This window comes from Terriglobales bacterium (assembly GCA_035561515.1).
Lineage (GTDB): Bacteria > Acidobacteriota > Terriglobia > Terriglobales > Acidobacteriaceae > DATMXP01.
This window is the reverse complement of record DATMXP010000009.1, coordinates 59,077-78,836: the sequence shown is the minus strand read 5'-3', so window position 1 is coordinate 78,836 and position 19,760 is coordinate 59,077. Positions and strand designations below refer to the sequence as shown.

Genomic DNA, 19,760 nt, shown 5'->3' with positions numbered 1-19,760 from the left:
GGAAAAAAACGATATCCAACCGCCTCCCCGCGACCGGTATCTATGCTGTTCCACACGGTTAAATCAGCTACTTTCATGAGCCTAGTTTGGCAACAAATGTCGGATACGCGTGTGCTAGAATCGCGCAAAATCAGGGCTGTGAGGCAGATGAAAAGATGCGGGAAAATCCTAACCGAAAGCCGTACGTGAAACCTGCTTTGGTCCGTTATGGAGATGTCCAGAAACTCACGCGGAGCGGTGCACAAGGCCCGAACATGGACGCCAACTACCCCAATCCAGCAGCAACAACCAAGAGTGGCTTCTAACGGCAATCTGACCTGCGCCGCAGCCTCTGAATGCGCCCGGCCCATTTCAGACGGATTTACCTACTCTGGCTTCGGCATCCGTTTAGCTTCCGACTTTTCAGTTCCAGGTCTCCAAGCGGCCGAATCGTGTGGTCCCACTGACGTCGTCTTTCGGAAAGGAGTTCCTATTGCCGAAAGGGACGAGGTGCTGCTTCCGCTAGGTGAGAAAGATCACGGTTCTGAGCCGAACCTGCAAGTAACTCGATCAGCCGGCGGTCGTTACTATCGCTTGCGTTACCGGGACCAGAGCGAATTCGTGGTGCGTGACGACGGCAGCATGGCATGGGCGAACTGGCCACCGTCGTTGACGCTCGAAGATGCGGCTACATACTTACTCGGTCCGGTGATCGGGCTTGTACTGCGCCTTCGCGGAACAACTTGCCTGCATGCGGCGGCAGCCGAGATCAGAGACAGATTGGCTGTGTTTACCGGGACAGCAGGGGCTGGCAAGTCTTCGCTCTGTGCCGCGATGTCGTTGCGGGGACATCGCGTTTCTGGTGATGACGTTCTCCCCCTTTTTCAGAATGCGGGGCAATATACGGCTTGTGCAGCGTATCCGCGTGTAAGGCTGTGGCCTGACTCCACCGCAGCTCTTTGCGGAAACGCCGAGGCACTTGAACTCCTTACTCCCAACTGGGACAAACGATTCCTTGCAGTCGATACCACAGATCGTAGACTGATTGAAGGTCGTCCATCGATCGGATGTATCTACGTCTTATCCGGCCGGTCAGAAGGCGGAAGCATATCGATCGAAGAACTGAGTGCGCGCGAGGCTCTCATAGATCTTGTCGCAAACACGTACGCGAACTATCTTCTCGACCGGCGAATGAGAGCCGAGGAACTACAGTTCCTCTCAGGACTAGTGCATACGATACCTGTGTTCCGAGTTCGTGTAACACAGGGCTTGCACCTGTTGCCGCAAGCTTGTGATGAAATGGAACAACACTTTCTCGAAGTGATTTCAAATACCCGTGTATAACGTCTTCAGCTACGGCGCCATGATGGCAGATAAGCTTCGTATGGCGGCTTATCGACGTGCGCTGGAACGGCATGTCATGCCGGGATCAGTAGTTGTGGATCTCGGCGCCGGACAAGGAATCTTCAGCTTCATCGCATGCCAGCTTGGCGCAGAGCGCGTCTTTGCCATCGAACTCGACGATGTAATCAACATCGCCCGTGAATGTGCGGTTGCCAACGGTTTTGAAGAGCGCATCGAGTTCTTTCAGAAGAACTCTACGGAGATAAACCTGCCTCAGCAGGCTGACGTTATCGTTTCCGACCTGCGCGGCGTGCTTCCGTTTTACTCTGACCATTTTCGTGTTTTAGCAGATGCAAGGAGGCGCTTCCTCAAACCCGGTGGAGTAGTGATCCCCCACTCGGACCGCGTCTTTGCAGCCATCGTGGACGGCAAAGATCACCGTGGCAAACTCTTGCAGGGGTACAATTCGACGGGGTTCGACTTCTCGTCGGCGCTACATGCAGCGTGCAGCGAACCATGGAAAATGCAAGTCGCACCTGAGCAGTTGATCAGCAATGTGCATGAGTTCTGCCGGATCGACTACTCCACGATCGAGACCTGCGACTGCCGGCAAATCTTGGAATTCGAAGTGGTCGTCGATGGTCAGGGCGATGGGGTTCTCTTGTGGTTTGACACCGAGACTTCACCCGGGATCGGATTCAGTACCAGGCCCGGGAACGATACGGTTTACGGCCAAGGCTTGCTACCGTGGCCCGAAGCAGTGTCGCTACAGAAAGGTGACCTGGTCCGCACCTCCATAACGGTGAAGCAACTTGGAGAACGACCATTCTGGCGATGGGAGACGAAGATCTTGCGCCACGAGGCGATAATCAGAATGTTCGATCAATCTTCGCTTGGGGCACAACATCTGTCGTTGGAAAAGTTGAACGAACTCCGAAACAGGCAAGGGCTACTCGCGAGTTTTTCCGGGCACCAATCGTAAGACGCGCGCCACTCGCAGCAGGCGGTATCCCGCCGAGGCCCACGGCGGAAGTTCTACCGCCGTATATTCACCGATACCAGGAGTGAATGCGAAGCGCGTCAATTGCCGAAGGCGATCAACATTGCGATCGCGTACCGCCAACATCGAGCGATGCCAGCCGAAATAGCTGCAGGATTCTGCCCGAGACAGTCGCTGCAGTGCGAGAGCAATCTCCTTCTCCACGGCAGCTCTTTCTGGAACCGCATCGGTCTCGACTCCAAACACACGTGCGGCCAGCAGCACTGCAAACTTCACGATCTTTGTAACGCCATTCTTCCTGGCGATTGCTAAAGCTTCGTCCAGATTTAATCCTTCATGTAACACTTGAGCGATGTCGCCAACCCATAGCAAGCGAGACCAGTTGTGCTTCCAGCCATGGATCGCTAAGAGAACGAGCATGTCTTCAGCAGAAGGAACCGTTACCTGGAGATTGGCGAAGGTCATTTGTCTTTTCCGGACCCAGATCTCCTCCGAAGCGTAATCAACACCAAGTACCCTTGGCGCAGGAGACCACTGCAGTTCCACCAGAATCTTCAACTCCGGATGAAAGAACTGTTCCTCCGACGCGTTCCTCAGCAGTGCTGGACGAAGATGCTGCGGAATTCGCGTCACTCGTCGATACCCCAATTCATCGAGGACATGGCCTGCCGCCTCCACCTCCCGACAACTGACCAAGAGATCTAAATCCGAGCATTCGCGCAGTGAAAAATCGCCCCAGTACTGCTGCGCCAGAACGGGACCTTTATACGGAATCACGTCGAGGTGGCGGTTGCGGGTTTCTTTCAGTATTCGGACCAGTTCCTGCACAAGCGGAAAACTGCGGACCGTTGGGGCTTGCGAGCATTCACGTAAGCTCACTTGAACGGAAGTTTCGAGACTCTCGCCAACTTTGCTCTCCAACACGCGTCTGAATGCAATCGGATGAACGCGATGGTGGTGCGCATCCCTCAGAAACAATTGCCAATCAATGGCTTCAAATAGAGAAGGGTTGATGGGAGTCCAGTTCGCAGTAGCGTTGACGAGCGCAGAAAAGACGTTGTCGGACGAGACGCTCGATTGCGCAGGCACTCAGCTCTCTCGCAAAGGCAGTGGCTGAAAGTTCCGCGCACTGTCGGACCCGCCCAGCACGACCCGTTCGTCGAGTTCCACCCAGGCATGCGCGTCAAACGAGCCATCAAACCGGCTAACGCCTATCTTCAACTCGGCCGGATGCCCGTAGCTCCGAAGGAGTCGCGCTCCCGCAAGGCCCTGAACGAGGCAGTTACAACCGGGAACACGCCGTGAAACTGCTTCAATCGCCCACTTCAGCTCTTCCACCGAAGAGTTCTTCGGTTGGCTGTACACTCTGCCTCTCAAGTTCGACTTTAGCACCGCGTATGGGAGCACCCTTACGCATAACCACGCGTAAACAACACTCCTGGATGCGCGAAGCACCAACAGCTTGCTTGCTGCCGGCAAAGCGTTGAACTTAAGCAGTGGGTTCAGTTACCACCTCGATTAATCCGTTCTTAAGGAGATCAACAAGCAAATCATGTATGTCGGCCGCACACTGTTCAAGTGATACATCAAATTCTGCCGCGACTATAGCAGCGAGATCCCCAACTCGTTGCGGCGCCTTAAGGCGGTTCCATATAAATGTACCTACCGGATTGAGACCGTAGTACACGCCGTCATCCAAGTGCAGGATGACGGCCTCGCCTTGCACAGTACAGGACACCTGATCGCGAACCGCACACACGAGCATATTGTCGCTAACAGTCTGATAGCTCACAGTGTCTCCGGTAATGCGTCGTTTTCCATCCATTCGACTTCGTCCAGAGGCCGAATCTTGTGCTTGAACGGCGTGGCTATAGCGCCACAGAGTACGAAGAAGAGCAGAGCGTTGGCAGGGATATGAAGATTGAAATCCATCAAGCTGTGCACCAGCAGGCAAATGATGCCCGTCATCATGCCCAGCGTCAGTACACGTCCTTCGATATCGTGGCGTTCCCGGATCTTCCTTATTCCGTTCTGAAAAACGATCACCAGGAACCACGTTGCAAGTCCAAATCCGACGAAACCCGTTTCGACGAGCAGCTCGAGGTAATCATTGTGAGCGTGATTGACTCGCAAGTCAGTCCAGAAGCTCTGGTAACGCGGATACGCGCTCTCGAAGGTTCCCAGTCCGAAACCGGCAACAGGCTTGTCCGTGAACATGTGCAGCGAATCCTTATAGATTGCGATCCTGTACGCATCCGGTTTTTCGGAGAAACGCTTAAAGATTGAATCCGTCCCCAGCATCATTACCATGGCAACCACGATGGCTGTCGCTACGCCGATGACGAACAGCCCTCGCTTGCGATTGTGATCCCGGAATAGAAAAATCGATATGAACAAGCCCCCTGCAGCGAGACCAATCATTCCCCCGCGCGACCCGGAGAACGCTACGCTCACAGCCATGATGACGCTCGCAAAACCGAGTATCCATCTCCGGGGTCCGGTAGCGAGTACGGCGACGGCTGCCGTTACCGGAGTCAACATCTCCATCAATCCCGCATAGTGGTTGTGGTTTGCATAAGGACCGTAAATGGCGGCTGACTTCGCGGTAACCGTGCGCAAACCGTAGATCTTTCCGCTTCCCTCGAAAGCCAGAAGTATTGAAGCTGTAGCCAAAACGAACCCAAAGACAGCGAGGACCGTAAGTGCCTGGTGCAGGTTGCGGCGCCGCACGAACAGACCCGCCGCGACCAGCATCGCGGCTCCATACGCATAAAGATTCAGGAATTCCGATATGCTGGCGCCCCTAAAAACCGAACCACTTCCCACAATCTGCCAAACTGCCAGGCACGCAAAACCAGGTAGCGGGACCCAAACTAAATTTAACTTGATTTCTACACTGCTGAATGTCTTGTCCACTGCCCAGAGCAGAACCAGCAGCGCCGCACCTGCTCGCAAAAGAAATTGAGACCACGGTTCGGTACTTCCAAAAGCAAGCGGAGCGAACATGAGCAGCGCCAGCAGACCGGTCATTTGCGCAGATCGCATCCATCCTGGCGCTTCGGCTACCGTAGTCGGCGATACGAAATTCGGCGATGGCATGTCGAGGATGGCGGGTTTCTGTTTCATCGGCTCTCCAGCCTCACCTCGTCAATCCAAAGCGTGCCGCGGATCCGCCCTGTTTCCGGTGATCTCACGAGCGTAATGCGTACGAGTTGAGTCTTCGGCCCGGTCGTGAATTCGACCGATGCCTCTCTCCACGGAAAACTTCCCAAGGCTCCATCGGACAGTGCCAGAGTGGTTGAGGAATCATCATCTATGGCGGCAAACCTCAGACCGTTCGCACTTTCCAGTTCCTCGCCGTGCCAGAACCCACGCAGCACGTATTTCGTGTCAGGCTTCACAGGGACTAGCTGATATAGGCCGGCATCCGCAAAGGAACCGGCATCGAGTTGTATCGCAATAGACCGAGTCCCGCCGTGAAAGGCTGAAGTGTCGACTGCGATGTTGATTCCAGTTTGATTGTTGACTCTCCAATCGAATCCGGCATTCAGCAGATTGCTTTCGAAGTCTCCATTTACCAGGAGGTTCCCTGGTTCCACCTTTGCTGAAACCGAGGGATCCGCACGCCCCACAACAGTCCAAACTTCTCGTGCTTTCGCGATATCTCTCCGGGCAATCAGGCTGTCAACGTAGAATCTCGTGTCCTGCCAGAGAAGCTTCTCCCTCGAACCCATTACGGACGGCCACACCTGGTCCGCGAGAGCGGCATGATCCCGACCAATCAACCACTCCATAAGGTACAACTGGGACTTCGCTGTCGCGGGGATACCCTCCATCATCGAATCGACATTGCCGTCGAACAACCTGTACATCAGCGCAAGAACCGACTCGCGACGATCAGGATCATTCGCAACAATCTCTCGCATCAGCGGAAGGGCCTTTAACAATTCGCCCTGCACGAGAAAAAGATTCGCGGCTTGCCACTGAACCCGGATGTCTCTCGGCGCGTTGGAGAGTGCGGCTAGAATCGCCGCATTTTGTGCGGTTGGGTTGTGAAGGCGTGCTTCCGCGTCCGCAATTGCAAGCCACGCCTCGGCAGAACCTGAGTCCAGTTGGAGCGTTCGCTGTAGGTGAGCTTTCGCAGCGGCAGGATCTTCGTGCAGGGAAAGTTCGCCCAGGAAGTAATGATATTTGGCGTCATAAGAAGTCAGGCGAACTGCTTTGCGGTAGCCTTTGACTGAGCCATCCCGCGACACATACCACGCTGCTGCTTCGCGGAAACTCAGTAGTACCATTACCAGCGACAGGAATGCACAACTGCCAACGAAGGCAGCCTTGCGGAAAGGACTCGGAAAATAGATCCGCATGTTTCAAGTACCTGGCTTGCAGTTTCTGCCTGCCTAGGCGTGCGTGTCTTCGCTGTAACGGCCATATCCGCCGTACTTTGAGCCGTAGTAGTAATGGTGGTAGTAGTCCGGCGAGTCGACATCTACGGCATTTACCACCACGCCAAGAACGTTGGCATTCACCTGCGCGAGTAATTCCCGAGTGCGGCGCAGCGCCGCCTTCGTCGTGCTCCCGGAGCGGACCACCAGCACCACGGCGTCCATGTCCACTGACAACAGAATCGAGTCGGTCACCGAAAGAGCCGGCGGCGTATCGAAAATGATGTGGTCATAGTGCTCACGCCATTGCTCGATGCACTGTTTCATCAGGTTGGATCCCAGCAACTCTGCCGGGTGCGGCGGAGGCGGTCCCGCGGGAAGAAGAAAGAGGTTTGGAAGCTGCGGCACTTGCGCAACGGTGTTCTCAAACCTGCTGCTGCCGGTCAGAATCGTGCTCAGTCCCGTGCTCGGCTTGATGTTGAAAGCCTTGTGCACGCTGGGACGACGCAAATCCGCATCGACCAGAAGTACGCGCGCGCCTTTTTGCGCGAGCACCACGGCCGTGTTGATGCTCGTGGTGGTCTTCCCTTCCTGCGGCAGCGCGCTTGTTACGAGCATCACCTTGGGTGCCGCGCCGGTCGAAGACAGCAGGATGGCCGTCCGCAATGCACGGTACGATTCCGAAACATCCGACTTCGGGCGGCGGTAGGCGACAACTTCCACGCCTTCCTTGGCGTTGGCACTCTCGGCCAGTGCCTTCTGACGTCTTGTACGCGGCATGGCGTTGTCGTTGGACGGGATAATTCCCAATGCAGGCAACGTCGTAATCGCCTGCGCTTGCTCCGGTGTACGAACCGTGTTGTCCACTGCCTCAAGCACGAATGCCAGTACCACACCACCTACGAGTCCCATCGCAAACGCCAGCATGATGTTGCGGCGCTTATCCGGCTTGGAGGGCGCAAGCGGAACTCTTGCTACATCAACGACGCGAATATTGGACGACCGCAGGCCGGCTGAAACGCTCGCTTCTTTTAATTTCTGCAAGAGCCCTTCGTACAATTGGCGGTTTGTATCGACGTCTCGTTTCAATAATGAATATTCGATCGCGCTCTCGTTCAGCTTGTTGGCCTGCTGCTTTTGGCTTTCCAGGGCTCCGCCAAGAAGAGTTTCGCGTTGCGCGGCTGTTTGGTAGTCGGTCTTGATTCGGCCAGCGAGCTTCTCGATTTCCGAGTGCAGGTTATTCTGAACCTGCTGCAACTGGTTGTTAAGTTCGCGAATCCGCGGATGCGCGGGGCCCAACTGGACTTCGGCCTGTGCGATCTGAGTACGCAGATCTGCTTCCTGTTGCCGCAGCCGACCCAACAGCGTCGTGGTGTCGCTGCCGCTGATCAGTTCCGGGCTTCCGGAAACTGCCAGTCGATAACGGGCTTCTTTCTGTATGCGGTCCGCCTCAGCTGCCGTCAATTCCTTGTTGAGCTCGTCTAGCTTCGCCGTAACGATATTCTGTTTTTCGTCGATACCCAGAATCCCGTGCTCTCGCTGATAGCGAACCAATTTTTCCTGCGAAACTTCTACTTTGAGTTGCAGGTCGGAAAGCTGCTTCGACAGCCAGTCCGAAGTTTGCATCGCCGATTCGAACTTCGTTTTGAAGTTCTGCTCGATATAAACATTAACCAGCGTATTTACGACTTTCGCAGCCATCTGCGGATTGGGGTTCGCAAATCTGATTTCGATGATTCTTGTTTTTGGAACAATGGACAGCCGCAGCCCACCCTGCACGAATCCCATCATCGCTGCTTCCAGAGACGGCTCGACTCCGGGAGAATATGACAAAACCTCGCTCCCGGCGGCGTTTCGATTGAAAGTAGGATCCTTGTCCAGTTGCAGCGCCTTCGCGGTCGCAAGCGCAATGGCGTCACTCTGCAGAATCCTTATCTGCGTGTCCAGCATGGTGTAGTCGTAATCGTAGGAATCGCTGGTGAGTCCTTCCGCCGTGCTCTTAAAGCCCAGGACGTCATTGTTCTCGTGACCGATGGCAATCCTTCCGGCGGCCTCATAGACAGGCGTGGTGCGGAGCGTTACGATTGTCGCAATCGTTACGACGACAATGATGGTTGCCAAAATCGTCCAGCGGTGCTTTCTTAACGTAGGCCAATACTGGAGCAGTCCGTTATCATTGGCCGGCAAGTTTCCGGGCGCGACGGCGGCGGCGTAACGGTACGAATGAGCGCCTGCTGATAGAGTTGACTCACGGTTCAGCGGAGTCAGGCTGGTTATGTTGGAAGTCTCCGTTTCCATGCCCACCCTGTATCCGGACCGATACAAATGGGATCCGGATAACTATATTGATTATGCAGAGTAGCGCGATTTTAGCATCGGCTAAAACACCGGTATTTACATATAAGACATCGGGGAGTCATAAAGGTAACGTACTTGTTTTGACACTCTAGGGGACGAAACCTATACTCCAACGGCTTAAAACCGGACAATATCGGAAGTTCTAACGCAGTTGGCAATCGAATTCACTCGGCCCGTTTTGGGTCTGAGTTTTGAATGCCAGTTCTCTGCGTGATCACAAGATTTACTGAGGAGTAAATGGCGAAACGAGCATTGATCACGGGAATCTCAGGGCAAGACGGTAGTTACTTGGCTGAACTCCTCCTTGAGAAAGGCTACGAAGTACACGGCGTTGCGCGTCGCATGGCGATTGAAAACCCTGAACATCGTCTGCATCGAATCCGTCACTTGATTGGAAAAGTAGAGCTCCACGGGGCGTCCCTCGAAAGCTATCCGAGCCTTTACCAGGTCATCTCGAAGATTCACCCGGACGAGATTTACCACCTGGCCGCACAGAGTTTTGTCAGCTACTCCTTTGAGGACGAATTCACTACCATGGGCGCAAACGTGAACGGCACGCATTACATGCTGGCGGCTGTTCGCGAACTGGCGCCCAAGGCGCGCTTCTACTTTGCCGGGTCCAGCGAGATGTTCGGTAATCCGCCGCAAGTACCCCAGAACGAGGAAACGATCTTCCGTCCCCGTTCTCCCTACGGCATCTCGAAGGTCGCTGGATATTACCTGACTCGCAACTATCGTGAAGCCTACGGTCTTTATGCCTGCTCGGGAATTCTCTATAACCACGAGTCGCCACGTCGCGGACTGGAGTTCGTCACCCGTAAAATTACTTCCCAAGCCGCAAAGATAAAGCTGGGCCTGGCTGATGAACTTCGACTTGGCAATCTCGAGGCACGTCGCGATTGGGGACATGCCCGCGAATACGTACGCGGAATGTGGCTCATGCTTCAGCAAGACCGTCCCGATGATTACGTTATTGCCACTGGCGTCAATTACTCAGTGAAGGACTTCGCCGATCTGGCGTTCTCGCTCGTCGGGCTGAATCTCGAAGACTATCTCAAGATCGATGATCGTTATAAGCGCCCGGCGGAGGTCGACAACCTGCTGGGGGATTGCTCCAAGGCCAAGAAAGCGCTCGGCTGGGACTACAAGCTCACCTTGAAGGACCTGGTCCGAGAGATGGTCGAGTCGGATCTGGAGATATTCTCGCAACAGGCGGGTAGCAAGTCCGCAGCGGCAAAAGCTTGAACAGGAGAGCGTAGCCGGACTGATGCACATCGCGTTCCTGAATCCGTCCGGCCAACTCGGTGGCGCTGAACTCTGCCTGCTGGACATGCTCGCTTTCTTGCATCAAAGCCGCCCGGAATGGCGGCTCACGGTGATTCTTGGGGAACCCGGCCCGCTGTCCTCACGCGCTGCAGCCTTGGCCGACGTCCAGGTCTTGCGGTTTCCCCAGCGTGTCGCGTCGCTCGGAGATTCAGGCGCGACCGGGCGATCAGCTCTATTCGCTTCCACTCTGCGTGCAGCACCGGCGGCGATTGCGTACCGTCGAAAATTGCGCGCTACCCTCCACGGCAGCAACCCCGACATCATTCACACCAATGGCCTCAAGATGCACCTCCTGGGCGCATGGGCCAAGCCACGGAATGCAAAACTGATCTGGCATGTCCACGACTATGCCAGTTCGCGACCGATTATGGCTCGCCTGTTAAGTCGATTCCAGTCACAGGCCGATCTGGTCATCGCGAATTCCGAAAGCGTCGCACAAGATATCCGTAAGCTGCTTCCGGGCAAGAAAGTGGTCCCAATCCTCAACGTGGTTGACCTCAACGAGTTCTCCCCGCAGGGCCCCATACTACCCACGCCGGGTATCGCTCCAGGCACTGTCAAAGTGGGTCTCGTTGCAACCATGGCCTGGTGGAAGGGACACCGGCTGTTCCTTGATGCATTGGCGAAACTCGATCGCCGTCTGAACGTCCACGGCTTTGTTATCGGTGGTGCGTTGTACCAAACGGCTTCACAACAACAGTCGGTCAACTCGTTGAAGGAGTATGCGAATCGGTTGGGAATCGCTGACCGCGTCACATTCACTGGTTTTGTCGACAATCCCGCCGCTGCCATGCGCATGCTTGATGTGGTGGTTCATGCCAGCACAGAACCCGAACCATTCGGTCGCGTGATCGTGGAATCCATGGGCTGCGGGAAGCCAGTGATCAGCAGCGGAAAAGGTGGGGCTGCCGAGGTCTTGCGGATGGGTGAGTTCGCGCTCACATTTGAATCGGGTAACTCCGCAAGCATGGCCGGAGCCATTTCCCGACTGGTGCAAGATGTCAATCTCCGCTCACGGCTTGGCAGTAATGGATTGAATGCAGCGCGACTCCGATTTGGCCGCGAGAGGCTGGCAACGGAACTGATACCGTTGTATGAAGAATGTTTGATGAATCGCGAGCGTAACAAGGCGCGCGGAGCGCATGCATGAGCGTCTCCGCGGAGCCTGTTCATGGAGCACCGAACAGCCTTCGGCAAACACTCCGCATTCTGCATTTGCATTCCGGCAACATGATGGGCGGTATTGAATCGGCCCTGCTCACGTTTGCAGAATTTGCTTCAGGCTGCCCTGAGCTTCAGCAGTCGATTGCCTTGGCGTTCAAAGGAATTTTCGCCGATTCCATAGGCTGCGCCGGAATGAAAGTTCACGAGCTGCCGTCGGTTCATTTGCGAAATCCGGTCTCGGTCATTCGCTCCCGGCATGCACTTGCCCGCCTGCTGGATCAATTTCCGTTTGACGTAATCATTTCCCATTCAGCCTGGTGCCAGACGGTTTACGGGCCAGTCCTGAAGAGATCCCGAATCCCTGTAGTATTTTGGCAGCACTCTACGCTCGACGGGCACTGGCTTCAGCGACTGGCATCCCGCCACATTCCTGATTTCGTCATCTGTAATTCGGCACATGCACGTGCAACACTCGCGAACGTTTATCCTGATGTCCCCAGTTCCGTACTCTTCCACCCGGTCAAAAAAGTGACGCCGTCAGGCGACCCGATGCAGCTCCGAATTGAGCTCAGAACGTCTCGCGATGACGTCGTAATCCTGATGGCCAGTCGCATGGAGCGCTGGAAGGGACACCTCAATCTGATTCATGCTGCCGCGAAGCTTTCGGCCGCCTCACCCTGGACAATATGGGTCGCCGGGGGACCGCAAACAGATGCTGAACGCAAATATTTTGAGTTGCTTGAAAACGAAGTCGCGCGGCTGAAGCTCACGGATCGTTTCCGCTTCCTCGGGCAGCGACGAGATGTGCAGCTGCTCATGCATGCCGCCGATATTTTCTGTCAGCCCAACGAGGCGCCCGAGCCCTTCGGGATTGTCTTCGTCGAGGCTCTGCAGGCCGGACTGCCCGTCGTCACTTTCGCGATGGGTGGTCCGTGCGAAATACTCGACGGGAATTGCGGGGTGCTCGTGCCGCCCGAGGATATTGACAGCCTTGCGCGCTCTCTTTCTGCACTCATCGATTCCCCTGAACTGCGCGCCAGATTTCGCTCTGCGGGCCCCGAGCGAGCAAAGTCCTTGTGCGACCCGGCCCACCAAGTTCAATCTCTTTATAACCTGCTGTTTAGTCTAGTTCAGAAGAGAGGTCCGGCGGCTTAAGTATGGGTATAGCGATTTGCGTCTTCGCATTTGTGACTACATACGTACTGGCTCGCAAATCGCTCACTCGCGGGATCGCAGCAGTTTTTGCCTTCGGTTACATCTTTGGCATCTTCCGGGCTAACGTGCCGGAAACTGCGTCGTACTTCATCTTCGATTCCTCCGTTCTCGCTCTCTTCATTTCGCAGCATCGTCTTATTACTCAGCCATTCCTTACGCACGAAGGGCAACGGCTCAAGCACTGGGTCGTGGGTCTGATGCTATGGCCCATTCTCCTTTTTCTCGTACCGCTGCAGGATCCGATGGTTCAACTCGTCGGACTCCGCGGGAATATCTTTCTGTTGCCCTTCATCCTGATCGGCGCACAGCTCAAAGACGAGGAGATTTACCAGCTTGCACTGTGGCTTGCGGCACTCAATGTCGCGGCCTGCATGGTCGGCGCTGCGGAATTTATTTTCGGCATCGAGCATTTTTTCCCTCGGAACGCGATCACCGAACTTATTTATCGAAGCAATGATGTCTCCAGCGTGAACGCGTATCGCATTCCCTCCACATTCTCGAACGCTCATTCCTATGGCGGCATGATGCTCATTTCCCTGCCCTGGATCGCCGGAGCTTGGGTACAACGACACGCTAAGATGTGGCATAAACAGCTCCTGCTAGCCGGAATCATCACAGGAATGATCGGCGTTTTCCTGAGTGCCGCCCGTATTCATTTCGTTGGGCTCATTATCGTGATTACGGTGTTCACCTTCTCGACACGTCTGCGCCCCGTGTACCGTGTGGCTTGGATCCTGGTGTTAGTCGCTGTTGGATACCTGGTGGCCAGCAACCCTCGACTACAGAGATTCACCACGCTCAGCAACAGCGAGTATGTCACCACCCGCATTCAGTCCAGCGTCAACGTCAGTATCTTCGACGCCATTTACGAATACCCGTTCGGCGTCGGTCTCGGTGGGGGCGGGACCAGCATGCCCTATTTTCTAAGCGATCGGGTCTTTCGCCCGGTTGTGGTGGAGAGTGAACTTGGGCGCATTCAACTTGAAACAGGATTGATCGGCACCGTGGCCTGGCTCGGATTTTTCCTTTGGGTCTTCACCCGCCCGCGCCCCACCCGGGACAAACCTTGGTTCCTTGGCGTTCGTATGTCGTGGTTTCAGTGTCTTGCGTTCTGCCTTACCGGGTTCATCGGCATTGGTCTTCTGACGGCCATTCCTCTAACTGCCATGCTGATGCTATTGCTGGGCTGGATGGCCTGCTATCACGACAAGCACACGAGAGTATTCGCTTCACCTGCACATTCAACGTTCGTCAGTCGACCGGTGGCGAATCGCAATGATCGGCAGGTCCCATTGCGATGACACTGCCCGCACCAAATACGCGAGCCCCCTGGGTTCTGGTTTGTGGCGGGTTTCACAATGCCGGCGGCATGGATCGGGCAAACTACGCGCTAGCTCAAGCTCTGCTTACCCAGGGGCGAACCGTACATCTTGTCGCACACGAGATCAGCGATGATCTGCTGTGCCACCCCGCCGTAAAATCCTTCCTGGTCCCCCGGCCATTGAAGTCGACGCTGCTAGCGGAGCGCGTACTCGAGCGCATGGGACTCCGAGTCGCTCACCAGGTCAGATCCCAATTCCCCGACGCACGGGTCGTCGTCAACGGCGGCAATTGCGCATTTCCCGACATCAACTGGGTACATGCGGTTCATGCCGCCTGGCGTCGGTTCGACCATGAAGCACCTTTGTGGTTCCGAACCAAGGGCGCAATCCACAAGCACAAGGCTATCCGTGACGAGAGGCGTGCACTGACTGCCGCACAACTCGTCATCGCCAACTCAGAACGCACCCGGCGTGACCTTCTCTCCCTAGGCGTTCCCGGACACAAAATTCATACCGTCTATCTCGGTAGCGATCCTGCTTGGCAGTCGCCGACCCTTGGCGCACGGGAGACCGCCCGCCGCAATTTCGGGTTACCCTCTGACGCAATTGTCGTCTGCTTTGTTGGTGCTCTCGGCTACGACCGCAACAAGGGTTTTGATGTGCTCCTGCAAGCCTGGAAGAGCCTGAAGTTGCCCGACGCTTATCTTCTTGCCGCCGGTGGAGGACGCGGGTGGGATCGTTGGCACGAGCAGGCCCGGCGCGAAGGACTTTCACAAAGCGTTCGTCTGCTGGGTTTCACGAAGGACGTCGCCAGCGTTTATGCGGCGTCCGATCTGCTGGTGAGTCCGGTCCGCTACGAGGCTTTCGGGCTCAACGTCCAGGAGGCGATCTGCTTCGGTCTACCCGCAATTGTCAGCAAATCGGCAGGAGTCGCGGAGCTTTATCCACAATCCGCGGAACGCTTCCTCCTCCACGACGCAAATGACGCAGCTGAACTGGCGGAATTGATTGCGACGTGGGCTCGCGACAAAGAATCGGCCCAAAGAATTTTTGAACCGATTGCTCAAAGAATGCGCACTCGCACTTGGCAAATAATGGCGAATGAGATTGTCGATCTCGTCGAGTCCACGGATAAACGACCGTGCTGACGACGAAAGCTCGCAGTCCACTCAGGTATTTCACTGGGAAGAAACGGTAACAGTCTTGTGGCCCAGAGTATTTTTTGGAAATCGGCAGCACGGAGCACGAAATTCTTCTGTTAACCTATTCGGCAATATAGGATCAAATTCATCATTGTGAGCAACCAGTCTTTACCAACGGATGCGGTTGAAGCGCCTGCGTATGTCCTTCCTGAGCGTCCGCTGCTCACGCTTGTTCCCAGTCGCGGATGGGTTGCGCTCAATCTCGCGGACGTTTGGGCGCATCGTGAACTCCTTTACTTCCTAACCTGGCGTGACATTAAGATTCGCTACAAGCAAACGGCTCTTGGCGCCGTTTGGGCATTGATTCAGCCTTTATTCCCGATGCTCATTTTCACGCTCTTCTTCGGACGACTCGCAAAGATGCCGTCTGATGGAATCCCGTATTCCGTTTTTGCTTATGCCGGGTTGCTGCCGTGGACCTTCTTCGCCGCAGCGGTGACCAATAGCTCTACTAGCATCGTGGGAAGTTCAAACCTGATCACCAAGGTATATTTTCCGCGGATGATCATCCCGGCCGCCTCCGTCCTCGCGGCGCTCGTGGACTTCGCAATCGCATTCACTTTACTTGCCGGATTGATGGTATGGCACAAGATTCCCATTTCGCTGAACGTCTTGATGCTGCTTCCCTTAATATGCCTGCTGACACTGCTCGCGTTGGGCGTAGGGCTTCTCTTTTCCGCCTTAACGGTGAAGTTTCGTGACATCCGGTTCGCATTGCCGTTCCTCGTGCAGGTCTGGATGTTTGCCACTCCGGTGATCTATCCCGCGAGTCTGGTACCGGAAAAATGGCGCTGGGTGTTGGCTTTGAACCCGGGCACCGGAATCATCGAAGGCTTTCGTGCGGCCCTGTTCGGACTTCCCTTCCAGTGGGCTTTTCTCGCATACTCCATTTGCTTCGCGATCATGATGCTCATCTACGCCGCTTACTCGTTCCGCCGCCTGGAGAAGACATTCGCTGATTTGATCTGAGATGAAACCGATCATCCAAGTCGAGGGAGTGAGTAAGCAGTACCAGATCGGAGCGCGTGAAGTCCCGTACCAGACGCTGCGTGAATCGCTGATGCAGATGTTTCGCCCACGCCGTCATGCTCCGACCGAATCCATCTGGGCTCTACGCGATCTGTGCTTCAATGCGCTCCCGGGAGATGTGATCGGCGTCATCGGACGCAACGGCGCAGGAAAGTCGACTCTGCTGAAGATTCTCTCCCGTATAACCGAGCCCACCACCGGACGCATCGATCTCTATGGACGAGTGGGCAGTCTCCTTGAGGTCGGTACTGGATTTCATCAGGAACTGACCGGGCGCGAGAACATCTTCCTGAATGGCGCGATCCTGGGCATGAAGCGTGCCGAAATCGTCCGAAAGTTCGACGACATCGTCGCCTTCGCAGAAGTCGATAAATTCATCGACACTCCGGTTAAACGGTACTCAAGCGGGATGTATCTGCGCCTGGCGTTTGCGGTGGCCGCATTCCTGGAATCCGAAATCCTGCTTGTCGACGAAGTGCTCGCGGTCGGCGATGCCAGTTTTCAGAAGAAGTGCCTCGGCAAGATGCGCGATGTCAGCGCCAGCGGACGAACCGTTCTCTTCGTAAGTCACAACATGGCGGCTATTGAGGGTCTTTGCAGTCGCTGTCTGTTCATTTCCGAAGGCAAGTTGATTGGCGATGGCCCTCCACACGAGATCGTCACCAGGTATCTCGCTGCCGAAGCGGTTCCCGAAAACGCCGCCCGCGAACTGATAAAACATCCTGGACGCCGTGGAGGCATGAAACCATATCTCCGGAACGTTTCAATCCAGTCACAAAACGGATTGCCGGCCTCCGCTATTCGGATGGGGGAAGGTCTTTCGCTCTTCGTTGAGTTCCACTTCCTCTTCCAGCGCCATAAGCCAAACCTCAGCGTCACGGTGAAGAACAATTACGGCGTGCCGGTCTTCACTGCTTCCACTCATGTTCAGAAGCAGTATCAGGTCTCGGAGCAATTTGGTGCCGGAACTGTCGTTTGCCATCTCCGCGACTTGCCGCTGCTGGCGGGGACCTACTCCGTCGATCTTTTTCTTGCCGAGGAATACCACCTGCTGGACGCCGTTTACGACGCGATCTCTTTCGAGGTAATCCCGGTTGACGTCTTTGGTAGTGGCGAGGTCCCGCAAGCAAATGATGGGACTATCTTCTGGCCCGCCGAATTCGAGTTTCATGGCTTGAAAGGCGCCAAAGCCGATGCGCGATAAGGGTCCGCCGCGCGTCCTGCACATAGTTCCAGCATTGTTCGGTGCCAAAGGCGTCTTAGGTGGAGCGGAACGCTACGCCCTCGAACTTGCACAACACATGGCCGATGTCGTTCCCACTCGTTTGTTCACCTTCGGAGATGCGGACAGAGCGGAGCGCGTGGGCAATCTCGACGTCCGTGTCGTCGGAAATCCCTGGCACGTTCAGGGCTCGCGCTCCAATCCATTTGCATTCGCGCTGTTTGCTGAAGCTTCTCGGGCCGACGTGATTCACTGCCACCAGCAGCACATTCTTGCCAGCAGCATGGCAGCGGCGTTTGCGAACCTTGCCTCGAAGAAGATTTTCGTTACCGATCTGGGTGGTGGCGGATGGGATGTGTCTGCCTACATAAGTACTGACCGGTGGTATCGCGGGCATCTACACATAAGCGATTACAGCCGAAGCGTTTTCAATCAGGAAGGCAAGTCCTGGTCTCATGTCATCCTCGGCGGCGTAGACACGAAAAAGTTTTCGCCCGACGCTACCGTGGCCCGGGGCAGTTTCGCCTTGTTTGTCGGTCGCCTTTTACCCCACAAGGGCATCAACTATCTCGTCGAAGCGATGCCTCAGGATATGCCGCTCGAAGTCATTGGACAGCCGATGCGAGACGAATTCTTTCGGGATCTACAAAAACTTGCATCCGGAAAGATGGTCGCCTTCCACCACGACTGCACCGACTACGACATCACGCAAGCTTATCGATCTGCTCTTTGCATCGTCCTTCCGAGCGTTTACCGCAATCTATACGGAGAGGAAACAAAGGTCCCAGAACTTCTTGGGCAGACTCTGCTCGAAGGAATGGCGTGCGGCACACCCGCGATTTGTACCGACGTCGCGAGTATGCCCGAGGTAGTGGAAGACGGAGTTTCCGGTTTCGTTGTGCCACCCAACAATCCAATAGCCCTCGGAGAGAGACTCAACTGGCTCCGAAACCATCCATCGGAGGCCGCGGCGATGGGCCGTGCTGCGCGGGAACGCGTGCTGACGAAGTTCACGTGGCCTGCGGTCGTGCAGCGCTGTCTGGAGATATACGCGCACTGATGCAAACCTGGCACATCATAACGTGCGAATATCCGCCACAGGTCGGGGGCGTCAGCGATTACACCCGCCTGCTCGCCCAACATCTTGCTAAATCAGGCGAAGAAGTCCACGTCTGGGCGCCCTCCTGCCTGGAGGTATCTTCTGAGGCGCGCGAATCGACTGTTTTTATACATCGCACTCTCGGTGATTTCAGCCGCCGAAACTTCGCTCACACAGAAGCTCGACTCCACCTTGAAGAATCGCCACGCATCCTTCTCCAATACGTGCCACATGGCTACGGCTACCGCGCCATGAACATCTGGCTATGCCGCTGGATAGAATCTCTGGCCCGAAAGAGTGCCTCAGTTGACTTGATGGTCCACGAGCCCTACCTCGATTCGTCCGGAACCTGGAAACAACGCCTTGTCTCGCAAGTTCAGCGCCGCATGATTCGCACCCTGCTCCGCTCGTCGAAGCGGGTCTTCATTTCGATTCCCGGCTGGAACCGCTACCTACAACCCTATGCTCCAAGCCACATCACGCTCGAGTGGCTGCCGATACCGGCCACAATCGAACAAAGACCCGTCGTTCGAAGCAAGGCGGCGGTTCCTCGTGTCGGCCATTTGGGAACGTACCCCGCCGGAATACGCGCTCTCCTCGAACCCGCACTCAAGGAACTCTTGCAGCAACATCCCAATTGCGAACTTCTGCTGATGGGCCGCAACAGTGCTGACTTTGCCGTTAGACTCGGAGCATCAACGCGAATCAAGGCTACCGGCCTCCTGCGCGACGCGGAGGTCTCCCAGCACATCTCCTCGTGCGATCTCATGTTGCAGCCGTACCCAGACGGCCTCAGTACCCGCCGCACAAGTCTTATGAACCCGCTGTCGCACGGAATAGCGGTAGTTACAAATAGTGGCCATCTCACCGAAGATTTCTGGCCTTCTACCGGCGCCGTTTGCCTTACAACTCCTTCTAACCTCGGCGCCGAGTGCTTGCGTCTTCTCTCCGATCCCAACGCTCGGTCAAACCTAGCTGAGCGCGGAGAACGTCTGTACCGGTCCCGCTTTGATTGGCCCCTCGTCGTATCCGCGCTAAGGTCATCGCCCGAGTCGCGGACTGCCGATGCAAAGTATTAACAGCTTCAACAACTTCTCACGCTAAAATACGCACAT

At 55.6% G+C, this 19,760-nt stretch carries 17 protein-coding genes; 11 read left to right on the top strand and 6 right to left on the bottom strand.

Annotated features, from left to right (window positions below; genetic code table 11):
* Positions 1 to 489 precede the first annotated feature (489 nt).
* Positions 490 to 1,323, top strand: coding sequence for a hypothetical protein (locus VN577_03850; protein HWR13935.1), 834 nt, complete (start codon positions 490 to 492; stop codon positions 1,321 to 1,323).
* Entirely contained in the window at positions 1,316 to 2,305 is a 990-nt protein-coding gene (locus tag VN577_03845) for a 50S ribosomal protein L11 methyltransferase (GenBank protein HWR13934.1), read from the top strand. The genes VN577_03850 and VN577_03845 overlap by 8 nt, the downstream gene beginning before the upstream one ends.
* Here VN577_03845 and VN577_03840 read toward each other — a convergent pair.
* Genes VN577_03840 through VN577_03815 form a run of 6 tightly spaced genes read right to left on the bottom strand, consistent with a single transcriptional unit; the run spans position 2,273 to position 9,006 of the window.
* Positions 2,273 to 3,412, bottom strand: coding sequence for a nucleotidyltransferase family protein (locus VN577_03840; protein HWR13933.1), 1,140 nt, complete (start codon positions 3,410 to 3,412; stop codon positions 2,273 to 2,275). The two genes, VN577_03845 and VN577_03840, sit on opposite strands and share 33 nt — an antisense overlap.
* On the bottom strand, positions 3,413 to 3,778 hold the full coding sequence (locus tag VN577_03835) for a lasso peptide biosynthesis B2 protein (GenBank protein HWR13932.1): 366 nt from the start codon (positions 3,776 to 3,778) through the stop codon (positions 3,413 to 3,415).
* A 34-nt stretch (positions 3,779 to 3,812) separates the two neighbouring features.
* Entirely contained in the window at positions 3,813 to 4,115 is a 303-nt protein-coding gene (locus VN577_03830) for a PqqD family protein (GenBank protein HWR13931.1), read from the bottom strand.
* Positions 4,112 to 5,449, bottom strand: a complete 1,338-nt coding sequence (locus VN577_03825) for an O-antigen ligase family protein (GenBank protein ID HWR13930.1) — start codon at positions 5,447 to 5,449, stop codon at positions 4,112 to 4,114. The genes VN577_03830 and VN577_03825 overlap by 4 nt, the downstream gene beginning before the upstream one ends.
* Positions 5,446 to 6,690, bottom strand: coding sequence for a hypothetical protein (locus tag VN577_03820; GenBank protein ID HWR13929.1), 1,245 nt, complete (start codon positions 6,688 to 6,690; stop codon positions 5,446 to 5,448). Before VN577_03820 ends, VN577_03825 begins: the two co-directional genes overlap by 4 nt.
* A gap of 33 nt (positions 6,691 to 6,723) precedes the next feature.
* Positions 6,724 to 9,006, bottom strand: a complete 2,283-nt coding sequence (locus VN577_03815) for a polysaccharide biosynthesis tyrosine autokinase (protein HWR13928.1) — start codon at positions 9,004 to 9,006, stop codon at positions 6,724 to 6,726.
* Positions 9,007 to 9,303: 297 nt separating this feature from the next.
* On the opposite strand from VN577_03815, the gene VN577_03810 reads away from it, so the two are divergent.
* From VN577_03810 to VN577_03770, 9 genes are all read left to right on the top strand, one after another.
* Positions 9,304 to 10,311, top strand: a complete 1,008-nt coding sequence (locus tag VN577_03810; GenBank protein ID HWR13927.1) for a GDP-mannose 4,6-dehydratase — start codon at positions 9,304 to 9,306, stop codon at positions 10,309 to 10,311.
* Between the two features lie 22 nt (positions 10,312 to 10,333).
* A complete protein-coding gene (locus tag VN577_03805) occupies positions 10,334 to 11,542 on the top strand; it encodes a glycosyltransferase family 4 protein (GenBank protein ID HWR13926.1) in 1,209 nt (402 codons plus the stop codon).
* Positions 11,539 to 12,711 carry a glycosyltransferase family 4 protein gene (locus VN577_03800; protein ID HWR13925.1) on the top strand — a complete coding sequence of 391 codons (1,173 nt, stop codon included), beginning with the start codon at positions 11,539 to 11,541 and terminating at the stop codon, positions 12,709 to 12,711. Before VN577_03805 ends, VN577_03800 begins: the two co-directional genes overlap by 4 nt.
* A 2-nt stretch (positions 12,712 to 12,713) precedes the next feature.
* Positions 12,714 to 14,072, top strand: coding sequence for a hypothetical protein (locus tag VN577_03795; protein HWR13924.1), 1,359 nt, complete (start codon positions 12,714 to 12,716; stop codon positions 14,070 to 14,072).
* Positions 14,073 to 14,140: 68 nt separating this feature from the next.
* Complete coding sequence (locus VN577_03790; GenBank protein ID HWR13923.1) at positions 14,141 to 15,241, top strand: glycosyltransferase family 4 protein; 1,101 nt, start codon at positions 14,141 to 14,143, stop codon at positions 15,239 to 15,241.
* A 147-nt stretch (positions 15,242 to 15,388) separates the two neighbouring features.
* Positions 15,389 to 16,264 carry an ABC transporter permease gene (locus VN577_03785; protein ID HWR13922.1) on the top strand — a complete coding sequence of 292 codons (876 nt, stop codon included), beginning with the start codon at positions 15,389 to 15,391 and terminating at the stop codon, positions 16,262 to 16,264.
* 1 nt (position 16,265) lies between these two features.
* Complete coding sequence (locus VN577_03780) at positions 16,266 to 17,528, top strand: ABC transporter ATP-binding protein (protein ID HWR13921.1); 1,263 nt, start codon at positions 16,266 to 16,268, stop codon at positions 17,526 to 17,528.
* Positions 17,518 to 18,606: a glycosyltransferase family 4 protein gene (locus VN577_03775; protein HWR13920.1), complete on the top strand. Its 1,089-nt coding sequence runs from the start codon at positions 17,518 to 17,520 to the stop codon at positions 18,604 to 18,606. Before VN577_03780 ends, VN577_03775 begins: the two co-directional genes overlap by 11 nt.
* Positions 18,606 to 19,724 carry a glycosyltransferase family 4 protein gene (locus tag VN577_03770; protein ID HWR13919.1) on the top strand — a complete coding sequence of 373 codons (1,119 nt, stop codon included), beginning with the start codon at positions 18,606 to 18,608 and terminating at the stop codon, positions 19,722 to 19,724. Before VN577_03775 ends, VN577_03770 begins: the two co-directional genes overlap by 1 nt.
* Positions 19,725 to 19,760: the final 36 nt, after the last annotated feature.

Excerpts from the sequence above, each read along its gene's own strand:
- VN577_03825 (HWR13930.1), bottom strand. The coding sequence starts at position 5,449 with ATGAAACAGAAACCCGCCATCCTCGACATGCCATCGCCGAATTTCGTA.
- VN577_03820 (HWR13929.1), bottom strand. The coding sequence starts at position 6,690 with ATGCGGATCTATTTTCCGAGTCCTTTCCGCAAGGCTGCCTTCGTTGGC.
- VN577_03815 (HWR13928.1), bottom strand. The coding sequence starts at position 9,006 with ATGGAAACGGAGACTTCCAACATAACCAGCCTGACTCCGCTGAACCGT.
- VN577_03810 (HWR13927.1), top strand. The coding sequence starts at position 9,304 with ATGGCGAAACGAGCATTGATCACGGGAATCTCAGGGCAAGACGGTAGT.
- VN577_03805 (HWR13926.1), top strand. The coding sequence starts at position 10,334 with ATGCACATCGCGTTCCTGAATCCGTCCGGCCAACTCGGTGGCGCTGAA.
- VN577_03800 (HWR13925.1), top strand. The coding sequence starts at position 11,539 with ATGAGCGTCTCCGCGGAGCCTGTTCATGGAGCACCGAACAGCCTTCGG.
- VN577_03795 (HWR13924.1), top strand. The coding sequence starts at position 12,714 with ATGGGTATAGCGATTTGCGTCTTCGCATTTGTGACTACATACGTACTG.
- VN577_03790 (HWR13923.1), top strand. The coding sequence starts at position 14,141 with ATGGATCGGGCAAACTACGCGCTAGCTCAAGCTCTGCTTACCCAGGGG.
- VN577_03780 (HWR13921.1), top strand. The coding sequence starts at position 16,266 with ATGAAACCGATCATCCAAGTCGAGGGAGTGAGTAAGCAGTACCAGATC.
- VN577_03775 (HWR13920.1), top strand. The coding sequence starts at position 17,518 with ATGCGCGATAAGGGTCCGCCGCGCGTCCTGCACATAGTTCCAGCATTG.
- VN577_03770 (HWR13919.1), top strand. The coding sequence starts at position 18,606 with ATGCAAACCTGGCACATCATAACGTGCGAATATCCGCCACAGGTCGGG.